This window comes from uncultured Adlercreutzia sp., assembly GCF_958431955.1.
Lineage (GTDB): Bacteria > Actinomycetota > Coriobacteriia > Coriobacteriales > Eggerthellaceae > Adlercreutzia.
The window spans coordinates 1-10310 of sequence record NZ_CAUASN010000002.1 but is presented as its reverse complement, the minus strand read 5'-3'; the positions used below and the strand labels follow the sequence as shown (position 1 = coordinate 10310).

Below are 10310 nucleotides of genomic sequence, written 5' to 3'. Positions count from 1 at the left end.
CGGGAAGCGCGCGGGAGCGCCCCGGGGCGCCTTCCGCGCCGCGGCGAAAGGGGATTAAGCGAAGAGGGAGCGGGCGTGATGCCCGCTCCCTTGCGTTATGGGGTATCCTTGGCCCTGATAGTTCCCCGTGTTGTTTCGCACCCCAGAAGGAGGCCGCATGACCGAGCAGCTTCTCCCCGATGACCCGCATCGCGCCGAGCAGGAGGTTCCCCCGCGCACCGAGGGCACCCCGGCCGCCCCGGACGGCGGAGCCCCTTCCCCCGCGCCGGAGCCGGCAGAAGAGGGCGCCGCGGGCGAGGACGAGAAGGGCCCGAACCCCGTGGGCCTCGCTGCGGGCGTGGTGGGCCTCGTGGTGGTGATCGCGGCAGTGGTGGCCGTGCCGATGCTCATGGGCCGCTTCTCCTCCGCCCCCGCCGAGGTGCCCGCGGCCGATGCTGCCATCGAGGCGCCCGCGGCTTCTGACGAGCAGGAAGCTCCCGCCGAGGGCGATGGCGCCGAGGCCGCCGCGCCGTCAGATGACGCCGTCGAGACCAACGGCATGCTCGGCCCCGACGGCGCCCCCATGCCCTCCGAGCCCATCATGGCGGAGGGGGCGGGCTACGCCTTCGCCGGTGATGTGCTGGCGGCCATGGTACCCGGCCTGGCCCCGGCCGTCGCCGCACCCGACGACGCGGCCGTCATGGACGCCTGGGCGGCGAGCGCGCTCACGCTCATGCCCGCCGACTACGTGGCCGCCTGGGCCGCCGAGGTGGGCGCCGATTCCGCCGACGCCCTGGCCGCGCGCCTGCACGACGACGAGGTGGGCGCCTTGGCGGCGGCCATCCCCTCGGGGTCTTTCGCCCTCGAGCAGGGCGATGCGCTGAGCGCCGACGAGCGGCACGCCATCGAGGAGCGCTTCGCGGCCCTCGGCCTCGAGCGCTTCCTGCAGGCGGCCTACCATGCGACCGCCGTGCCCGTCGACGCCGCCGCCGATGGTGCGGCCGATGCCGCTGACGATGCGGCCGCCGTCCCGCCCGTGGACACCCCCTACTGCGTCGTGAAGATCAGCGACGCGTGGTATCTGTTCCCCACCACCTTCGCCGTGCAGTCCTAGCCTCCGCGAGAAAGGCCCCGCCATGCTCTTCGCCGATATCGATATCCTAGACGAGAACCTCGCCGTGCGCCCCCACCAGTGGGTGGGCGTGCGCGACGGGCGCATTGCCTATGTGGGCGCCGAGCCGCCCGCACCCGAGGCGGCGGCCTCCTTCGGCGAGGTGTACGACGGTGTGGGCAGGCTGCTCATGCCGGCGCTCTACAACGCTCACGCCCACGCTCCCATGACGCTGCTGCGCGGGTTCGCCGAGAACCTGCCGCTCCAGCGCTGGCTCGAGGAGCGCTGTTTCCCCTTCGAGGCCAAGATGACCGCCGAGGACTGCTACTGGGGTACGGTGCTCGCCTGCGCCGAGATGGCGCGCTTTGGCGTCGTCAGCTTCTCGGACATGTACTACGCCTCCGAGGAGCGTTCGCGCGCGGTGCTCGAGGCGGGCATGAAGGCCAACATGTGCGAGGGCCTGGTGGCCTTCGAGGAGAAGCCCTACGCGGAATACCCCATCTGCGCCCAGATGGAGGCGCTCGTGCGCGACTGGCACGGGGCGGGGGAGGGCCGCATCCGCATCGACTACAACATCCATTCCGAGTACCTGTCCACCGAGACGGTGTGCCGCGACATCCTGGACATCGTGCGCGGAACCGACTTGCGGCTGCACATCCACCTGTCCGAGACCGAGAAGGAGGTGCGCGAGTGCCGCGAGCGCCACGGGGGCCTCTCTCCGGTGGCGTACTTCGACAGCCTCGGCCTGTTCGATGTGCCGGTGACGGCGGCCCATTGCGTGTGGGTCGATGACGCCGATCTGGACATTCTGGCCGCCCGCGGCGTGTTCGTGGCCAACAACCCCGCCTCCAACATGAAGCTCGGCAGCGGGTTCGCCCCCATTCCCGAGATGCTGCGCCGGAATATTCCCGTGTGCCTAGGGTCGGACGGCATGGCGTCGAACAACAACCACAACCTCTTCCACGACATGTACCTGCAGGCGCTCATCTACAAGGGGGCCACCCTGGACCCGACGGCAGTGACGCCCCAGCAGGCCCTGGCGGCGGCCACGCGCGTGGGGGCGCTCTCCCAGGGCCGTGACGACTGCGGGACTATCGCCGAGGGCATGCGCGCCGATCTGTGCGTGCTGGACACGTCGGGCCCCTCGTGGTGCCCGGCGACCGATGTGGTGTACAACATCGTGTACGCCGGCGACGGGGCCGATGTGGTGCTCACGATGTGCGATGGCGAGGTCGTCTACCGCGACGGCGCGTGGCCCACCATCGATGTGGAGCGCGCCAAGGCCGAATGCGCTGCTCGCGCCGCCCGCATCATCGGGGAGTTGTAAGGCCGTCCCTTTTCCCGTTCAAAATAACTGGGCGCTGCACTCTGCGAGGCGGCGCCCTTTTGCTAAGATGAACCCATGACGAAAATGCCGTTCGCCGGCTCAAAGCGACCGCTCGCTGTCACTGCGTCAACAAGCGACCGGACGCCCGGCACGACGGCACCGCTTTGCCGTGCGGCCCGCGCGGGCCGTGCGATCAGGGAAAGCCCGCGCAAGGGGTGCGGGCGCCCTCGACAAGGAAGGCAGGTGGTCGCCCATGGCAGCTCCAGCTCCCGAACACGTCAGAAACATCGTCCTGGTAGGGCAGGACGGCGCGGGCAAAACGTCGCTGGCCGAGGCCATGCTGTACGTTTCCGGCAAGACCCCGCGCATGGGCACGACCCACGACGGCAAGTCGTATCTCGACTACGACCCCGAGGAGATCAAGCGCAAGTTCACCATCTCCACCTCCATCGCGCCCATTCCCTACAAGGACTACAAGATCAACGTGCTCGATACCTCGGGGCATCCCGACTTCATCGGCGACACGTTGGCCACCATGCAGGCCGCGGAGATGGCGCTGTTCGTGGTGGACGCCGCCGACGGCCCGGGCGTGATGACCACGAAGTTGTGGCGCGAGGCCGAGGACATGCGCCTGTCGCGCGCCGTCTACATCAACCACATCGACCGTGAGGGCGCGAACTTCGACGCGGCCATGGCGCTTCTGCACGCGCGCTTCGGCGGCCGTCTGGGCGCGGTGACTATTCCCATCGGTCAGGGCGCCGACTTCGCGGGCGTCATCGACATCATCCGCATGAAGGCCCGCTACTTCGAGCCCGGCGGCACCGCCGAGCGCGTGGAGGACGTGGACACGCTGCCGGAGAAGTACCAGGAGGAGGCCCGCATCGCCCGCGACAAGCTGTGCGATCTGGTGGCCGAGGCCGACGACGAGCTCATGATGAAGTACCTCGACGGCGAAGAGCAGCTCACCCAGGAGGAACTGGAGAGCCTGCTCGACAAAGCCATCGCCCAGGAGCTCGTCATCCCCGTGTTCGTGGGGAGCACCATCATCATGCAGGGCGTGCAGGGGCTCATGGAGGACATCTGCACCTACTTCCCGCACCCGCGCAGCCACGGCCGCTTCCAGATGGCCGACGACGTGACCGTGCGCATCGACGAGACGAAGCCCCCCTGCGCCTTCGCCTTCAAGACCGTCTCCGACCCGTTCGTGGGGCGCCTCACCTTCCTGAAGGTCATCTCCGGCTATCTGGAGCCCGGCCTGGAACTCGTGTGCGGCCGCACGGGCAAGAAGGAGCGCCTCGGCAAGATCCAGGTCATGATGGGCAAAGAGGCCATGGACGTGAAGAGCGCGAAGGCCGGCGACATCGTGGTGGTGCCGAAGCTCTCCGACGTGCGCGCCGGCGACACGCTCTCCTGCGAGGGCACTATCGCCATCGAGCCTTTGCCTCTGCCCGAGCCGCTGTACCCCGTGGCCATCGAGGCCGTGTCGAAGAAGGAAGAGGACAAGCTCGGCACCTTCCTCGCCCGCGCCGCCGAGGCCGACCCCACCATCCGCATCACCCGCGATGAGGACACGCACCAGACCATCATCCATGCCATGGGCGAGGCCCAGGTGGAGATGCTGCTCGCGCGCCTGAAGGAGCAGTCCGGGGTTGAGGCGAAGCTCGTGCCCGTGCGCATTCCCTACCGCGAGACCATCACGAAGACCGCCGAGGCCCAGGGCCGTCACAAGAAGCAGACCGGCGGCGCCGGCCAGTTCGGCGACTGCTGGCTGAGAATCGCCCCCATCCCCGGCGAGGGCTACGAGTTCGTGGACGAGATCAAGGGCGGCGCCATCCCGAACGGCCTCATCCCGGCTGTGGACAAGGGTGTGCGCGAGGCCATGGAAGAGGGCTTTTTGGCCGGGTATCCCATGGTGGATGTCAAGTGCACGGTGTTCGACGGGTCGTACCATTCCGTGGACTCCAACGAGATGGCCTTCAAGACGGCTGCCCGCATCGGCTTCCGCGCCTGCTGCGAGCAGGCCGGTTCCATCATCCTGGAGCCGTGGGCGAGCCTGGAGGTGACGGTGGGTGAGGAGTACGCCGGCACTATCATGGGCGACATCTCCACCCGTCGCGGCCGCATCGTGGGCACCGACGCCGGTTTTGCTGCCGGCGAGACAGTCATCAAGATGCGCGCGCCCTACGCCGAGGTGATCAACTACACGAAGGACCTGCGGTCCATGACGCGCGGCAGCGGTTCCTACACCCTGGTGCTGGAAGGCTACGAGGCCGCCCCGGCCGACGTGACGAAGAAGCTCGTCGCCGAATACGAAGCCGCCCGCGCCGCCGGCAACTAAGCGCCACCGCACAAACTCGCAGCAAGGCTCAAAGCCGGGAAGGAAACCCTTCCCGGCTTTTTCTTTTGCCATTATAGTGATCTACCAGGTCTTTCTCTGTCTCATGTTCTGGACATGATATGTCCTGCGGGCCTCAATTTGCAGTTCTCGGCGGGATGCGCGGCCCTGCGGCACGACCCACAATGGCGCTGCACCCATCGGCGTCTGCGCGACGCAGATGGGCAACCGTAGAGAAGGGGCGCATCGCCGGGAGGTGGCGCTGCGCCGCCGCAAGAGGGAGAAAGGGATCTTATGACCACCACACGTTCATCGGGAATTTCACGTCGAAACTTCCTTCTCGGCAGCGGTCTGGCCGCAGCGGCCGCCGCCGGGGCCGGCCTCGTCGGCTGCGCGCCCACGCCGCAGGCCTCGGTTCCCGCCGACGACCTGGCTACTACGGGCGCAGGCACGTCCGCCGAGGGGAATGTCTACGTTTCCATCGCCGAGCAGTTGAACCCGCAGGACTACGACTACCGTCAGAACTCGGGGGATCTCTCCCACGTGCTCTCTCCGTGGAGGCTTGGCGATATGGAGTTCTCCAACCGCATCGTGAAGTCCGCCGCCGGATCGAACTACGAAAACGGCGGCTGGGACGCCTTCGTGGAGTACTATCGCCGCTTGGCGGCCGGCGGCACCGAGATGATTTGGGTGGAGAACTTCGCCCACATCTTCCTGCCCTATAAGAATATCATCAACGCCAACATCGACGAGTTCACCGACGAGCAGGTCCGCCAGCTCACCGACGCCATCCATGCGGAGGGCGCGAAGTGCGGCACGCAGACCGACATCATGGGCTCGGCCTTCTACAGCGAGGTCTCGGCGCGGGGCGGCCATGATGCCCAGTACTTCACGCTGGAGGAGATCGACTACATGGTGGACTCCTATGTGGCTGCCGCCAAGAAGTTCAAGGCCTGGGGCTTCGATGCCTGGGAGCTGAACTGCGCCGGCAACAACCAGACCCAGTGGTTCTTCTCGAAGTCGCGCAACCATCGCGACGACGAGTACGGCGCCCAGAGCTTCGAGAACCGTGTGCGGTTCATCAGCCGCGTCATCGATGCGGTTCATGCCGAGGTGGGGGAGGACTTCCCGATTCAAGTGCTCATGGACGCCATTAACGAGTCCGACCAGCTCATTGGCGAGAACGCTGAGTTCAACACGGTGGAGGACAATATCGAAATCGCGAAGCTTCTGGAAAAGGCCGGCGTGGCGAGCCTGCATATGCGCCTCGGGCCCCAGGAGCAGCACGCCACCCAGTTCCTCGGCGATCTCTATTTCGATACGCGGGGCGGCATCGGCTCGACGAGCTTCGGCGGCCAGTTCGACTTCTCCCGCCACTTCCAGGGCAAGCTCGTGGCAAACCACGACGGCTGCGGCCTCATGCTGAACCTCTCGAAGATGTTCAAGGATGCCGTGTCCATTCCCGTGGGAACGGTGACCTACCTCGACCCCGCCCACGCCCCCGACTTCTTCGATGCCGCCATCGCCGATGGCATGTGCGACTTCATGATGATGAACCGTCCGCTGACCGTCGATCCCCAGTACGTGAATAAGTTGAAGGAGGGCAAGATCGACGAGATCCGCCCCTGCACGCGTTGCTGCCACTGCTGGAACGATACCGTGAAGGGCGACCCCTACTCCACCGAGGGCTTTGGCGGCTCGTGCTACTGCTGTCGCCTGGACCCCATTCGCGACAACGTGGGCCAGGAGGAAAAGGGCATGCCGGGTTGGTTCGATCCGCCGGCGGGCGAAGGCGAGAAGAACGTCATGGTCGTCGGCGCCGGCCCGGCGGGCATGGAGGCCGCCCGCATCGCTGCCGAACGCGGCTACACCGTGACCCTGTACGACAAGAAGAGCTCCACGGGCGGCATGCTCGGATTCGCGGCGGCCATCAAGGGCCCGCATCAGAACCTGGAGGACTACAGCACTTGGAGCCGCGCTGATCTGGAGCGCAAGGGCGTTTCCATCGTCACCGATACCGAAGTGGACGCGACCTTCATCAAGGAGCAGGCGCCCGATGTGGCCATTCTCGCCCTCGGCGGCGCGCGCGAGAGCCTGGGCATCGAGGGCGATGAGGCGACCCGCGTCATCTCCATCGACGATATCGTGAATGCCGCCGACCAGATCGGCCAGAACGTCACCATCGTGGGCGGAAACCTGCAGGCCACTGATGTGGCGGCCTACCTCATGGAGCAGGGCAAAAACGTCACCATCGTCACGCCCGAGAACGCCAACATGCTGGCAAAGGGCCAGTCCATCTGGTGCAAGCGCTTCGCCCTGCCCATCCTGTACGCCCACGGCATGAAGGTGTGGCAGGAAGCCGAGCTGGTGAGCGCCGCCGGCGGCGTTGCCACGGTGAAGACGGCGACGGGCACCGAGACGCCCTATGCGTGCGACACGGTGATCGAGGCCATGGACATGGTGCCGAACAAGGCCATGCTCGACGAGCTGGAGGGCATCGAGGCGTACGCGGTGGGCGACTGCGACGATCCCTACAACATCGAGTACGCCATCCGCGCCGGCAACTTCTGCGCCCGCGCCATCTAGCCGGACGCCGACGTCGGAGCTGAAGCGAGTTTACTGCAGCCGATCTGCGGCGCGACTCCCCTCCCTGCGCCGCTTCGGATAGAGGACGGCCCCCGAGCATCCCCGGGGGCCGTCCTCGTTTTCGGCTCTCAGGGTCGCCCCTGGCTGCTGAATTCCTCGAACTGGTCGATGAGGTCTTGCTGGGCGTGCACATCGCACTTGCGGTAGATGTTGGCGATGTGGGTGCCCGCCGTGCCCTTCGAGATGGTGAGCCGCTCGGCGACAACCTTCAGCGTGCGTCCGCGAACCAGCAGATCGAGCACTTCGGTCTCGCGTTCCGTCAGGCCGTGGGCGTTGGCGAAGACGAGACAGCGCGCCCAGCGGGCATCTCCTGCCGCCTTCTCCTCTTCGGAGAGCCGCAGCGATTCCTCGAACAGGATGACTTGGTCCTCGGGGAGAATCACTAGGGCCACAACGACAAGGGCCACGATGCAGATGAGGCCGAGAAAGGCAGTGTGAGCGGCGGCATAGGGCAGGATCGCCAGGTTCACGAGGCGGCCGGCCAGCATGGCGAGATAGGTGATGAGCGCATACAGGCCGAAATAGCGGCTCGGCCTCGCCGATATCTGGGCGGCAAACGAGGTGAGCACCCACGCAACCAGGTTGATGACCTCGAAGCCCGCGCCGATGAGGAACACGGCTCCGAGCGAGGTGGCGAGCACGGCGGTTCCTGGGAATGCCAGGATAATGAAGCCCGCTCCCGCGCAGGGGAGGGCGAAACGGTAGAGAAGCGCTAGGCCGTCTCTCCTGCGCATGAGGTGCGGGAGCACGATGAGGAGGCCGGCGGCAACGATATGACCTGCGAACATGGCGATGCTTGATGCGGCAAGGCCGGTGAAGCGCGCTGTGGAGAACACGTCGCAGGTTCGGCAGACGATGCCGAAGAGCAGTACGGCCAGCAGCAGCCGTGCAAAGCGCGTCTCCAGGCGCTCGGGCCTCTCGTTCAGCTGGCGCTGCGGGACGTTTTCGCGAGAAGCGGGGGCAGAGGGGGTGCTCTTGAGGATAAACGCGGCCGAGAGCGGTAGGGCGGCGAGGGCCACGGCTTGCCCGATGGTTGACTCGCTCTTCGCGATGACCGAGGCTCCGATGGCAATGAGAGATGCGACGACAGTGGCCAGAGCGATGATACGCGCGAATTCCCGTTTGGGGAACGCGAGGGATGCGAGGCCGTACAAGCAGTGGAGCATTCCGCACAGCAGACCGCACGTCAGGCAACAGGCAAGCGCGATGGTCGGCGAGGGCGCGAGGTGGACGGTGAACACGAGGCAGACGGCTAGCACGAGGAGCCAGTCCCCGGCATGGCGAAGGAGCGCAAGCCTCGGCGGGGTTGCGACGATAAAGGCGAGCGCGCTGGCCATGCCGCCGCCAAGCACGAAGAGCGTGGAGGGGAGGGGTCCGCCCCCGCCCAGGGGCGGCGCGGCCGTATAGGTGATGAGCGTGATGAGCCAGCCGTGAAACAGGCCGAAGCCAAGGACGAAGCGAGCCTCTTGCCAAGACATAGGATGCCCTCCCTGCGATTCCAACATTGCCAAGCATCCCCGAGGCGGTATGTTGGCGCCCGCGCGCCTTTGCCGCCCGTCCTGCAGTCCGGGCTCCCCTTCCCGGCTAACAGGATTCCATTATACCCCGACAGGTTGCTCGTCGCGCAAGATGACCGCCGATGCGCGCCGGGCTGCGTTGCGGCGAAGGGCGGGTGTCTCGGGACTCTGGCAGGATGCCGGCGAGATAGCAGCGAGGCTCTGGCGGGACGCGGGGCGGGCGGCCGGCGAGAGCAAGATGCGACTCTCGAGCGACATAGATGCGGTTTGCGCTGGGTATCATAGGCCTTTCGGTGTGAGGCTTGAGAGGGGAGGGGCATGGCGAGAATCGTGCTATGGGGTGATACGGCGGTGCAGTGGTACGCCCATGCAGCCCGGCTTCCTCGGGCCGAGGCCCAGCCTGACGATGCGCCGTCCTCCGCGTTGCGTCCGACGGCCCGAACGACGGACTATCTCGCCCAATGCCTTCCCTTTCTCGCGCGACCCTATCATGTTGCGGTGGGCCGGCTGGAGGATCGGCGTGCGCTGCGCGACGCCCGCTGCCATATTGCGCCGCCTTCGGCCCTCGCGGCGCCGCACTTCCTCATCGCGTCGGGAGTGCTCGTGCCCTCGCCCGAACTGGCGCTTCTCGAGCAGTGCCGAGGACGCACGGTGCCGCAGGCTGCCGCAGCCGCCTCGGCGCTCTGCTCAAGCTATGCCCTTCACGTCGATGGGCCGGGAATATGCGAACGGCCTTCTCTGGCATCGCCGGCGAGCATCCGGGCGGCTTGCAGCGCCCATGGCGATCTGCCGGGTTGCGGCACCGTGCGGCGCGCTCTCCCTTGGATTGCGGCCGCGGCGGCCTCGCCCCGCGAGTCGGCGCTGGCCCTCGTGCTCTCGCTGCCGGGGCGCTACGGCGGCTATGGTTTGCCCCTGCCGTGGCTCAACGTCCCGATCAAGATGGCGAGTCGTGCGCGCGGCGTTGCTGATTTTGCCCGGTACGTCGCTGACCTGCATTGGCCCTCGACGCGCCTGATAGTTGAGTACGACAGTGACGAGCACCACCTCACGTCGGGGCAGCAGCACCATGATGCGGTTCGGCGTATGGCCCTCGAGGAGATGGGCTACCGCGTCCTCTCGGTGACGAGGCTCCAGCTCAACGAGCCGCGCGAGATGGACAAGGTCGCGAAGGTCATCGCCCTGGCCCTGGGGCGCCAGCTCAGGATCCGCGGCAAGAACTTCCGCCGCAGGCAATACGAGCTATGGGTAGCCGCGGGGCTCTCCCGCCCGTCACGCCCCTAACCCCGCCCTCTGTCGGCGAGCACCGCCTCGGTCGGGAAGCGGAGCTCTCACGCGCCGCGCGCCGAGCCGCGCCCCTTCAGCTGCGCCTCCCGCCCGCTCCGGCCGTGTACCCCC

At 66.9% G+C, this 10310-nt stretch carries 6 protein-coding genes; 5 read left to right on the top strand and 1 reads right to left on the bottom strand.

What is annotated here, in order from left to right; translation table 11 throughout:
• Positions 1-157 precede the first annotated feature (157 nt).
• The 4 genes from Q5064_RS01060 to Q5064_RS01045 all read left to right on the top strand — a co-directional run bounded on the left by Q5064_RS01060 (position 158) and on the right by Q5064_RS01045 (position 7338).
• Entirely contained in the window at positions 158-1093 is a 936-nt protein-coding gene (locus Q5064_RS01060; protein ID WP_302961536.1) for a hypothetical protein, read from the top strand.
• Between the two features lie 22 nt (positions 1094-1115).
• The gene (locus Q5064_RS01055; RefSeq protein WP_302961535.1) at positions 1116-2417 is read left to right on the top strand and encodes an amidohydrolase; all 1302 of its coding nucleotides are present in this window, start codon (positions 1116-1118) and stop codon (positions 2415-2417) included.
• Between the two features lie 253 nt (positions 2418-2670).
• Positions 2671-4755, top strand: coding sequence for a translation factor GTPase family protein (locus tag Q5064_RS01050; protein WP_302961533.1), 2085 nt, complete (start codon positions 2671-2673; stop codon positions 4753-4755).
• Between the two features lie 291 nt (positions 4756-5046).
• Positions 5047-7338 carry an FAD-dependent oxidoreductase gene (locus Q5064_RS01045; RefSeq protein ID WP_302961530.1) on the top strand — a complete coding sequence of 764 codons (2292 nt, stop codon included), beginning with the start codon at positions 5047-5049 and terminating at the stop codon, positions 7336-7338.
• Between the two features lie 128 nt (positions 7339-7466).
• Here Q5064_RS01045 and Q5064_RS01040 read toward each other — a convergent pair whose 3' ends face one another.
• Entirely contained in the window at positions 7467-8876 is a 1410-nt protein-coding gene (locus tag Q5064_RS01040) for a helix-turn-helix transcriptional regulator (RefSeq protein WP_302961528.1), read from the bottom strand.
• A 357-nt stretch (positions 8877-9233) separates the two neighbouring features.
• Between Q5064_RS01040 and Q5064_RS01035 the strand changes: the two genes are divergently transcribed.
• Positions 9234-10196, top strand: coding sequence for a DUF559 domain-containing protein (locus Q5064_RS01035; protein WP_302961526.1), 963 nt, complete (start codon positions 9234-9236; stop codon positions 10194-10196).
• Positions 10197-10310 lie beyond the last annotated feature (114 nt).

Coding starts and splice junctions, on each gene's coding strand:
- Q5064_RS01060 (WP_302961536.1), top strand. CDS start 158: ATGACCGAGCAGCTTCTCCCCGATGACCCGCATCGCGCCGAGCAGGAG.
- Q5064_RS01055 (WP_302961535.1), top strand. CDS start 1,116: ATGCTCTTCGCCGATATCGATATCCTAGACGAGAACCTCGCCGTGCGC.
- Q5064_RS01050 (WP_302961533.1), top strand. CDS start 2,671: ATGGCAGCTCCAGCTCCCGAACACGTCAGAAACATCGTCCTGGTAGGG.
- Q5064_RS01045 (WP_302961530.1), top strand. CDS start 5,047: ATGACCACCACACGTTCATCGGGAATTTCACGTCGAAACTTCCTTCTC.
- Q5064_RS01040 (WP_302961528.1), bottom strand. CDS start 8,876: ATGTCTTGGCAAGAGGCTCGCTTCGTCCTTGGCTTCGGCCTGTTTCAC.
- Q5064_RS01035 (WP_302961526.1), top strand. CDS start 9,234: ATGGCGAGAATCGTGCTATGGGGTGATACGGCGGTGCAGTGGTACGCC.